The organism is Bradyrhizobium sp. Kon56 (assembly GCF_055807635.1).
The window spans coordinates 1-288 of sequence record NZ_JBVVOU010000360.1 but is presented as its reverse complement, the minus strand read 5'-3'; the positions used below and the strand labels follow the sequence as shown (position 1 = coordinate 288).

The 288-nt window shown below is 58.7% G+C and carries 1 protein-coding gene; it reads right to left on the bottom strand.

The window, feature by feature from the left end; translation table 11 throughout:
- On the bottom strand, window positions 1–247 hold a 247-nt coding region (locus tag AC0L3B_RS39305), incomplete at its 3' end, for a LysR substrate-binding domain-containing protein (protein WP_473383163.1).
- Window positions 248–288: the final 41 nt, after the last annotated feature.

Below are 288 nucleotides of genomic sequence, written 5' to 3'. Positions count from 1 at the left end.
CGTCGCGCGGGATAATCAGACGGTAGGGTTCCAGCGCCAATGTCGTCCAACGCAGATCGCTTTGCAGCGAAAACGGCGGGCGAATGATCGCCGCCATATCGATTTCTCCCGCATCCACCATATTGACCAGCTCCATGGAAAGCCCCGGGATCACGCGGGTCCGGCACTGCGGGCACTGTTGATGAAACTTGGCTAGCGCGTCAGGTAAAAAGGATCGCTGAACGGAAGCGATAGCGCCGATATTCACCAGGACGCTGGCGGGAAGTCCGACTGTAGTGGAACCCAGAC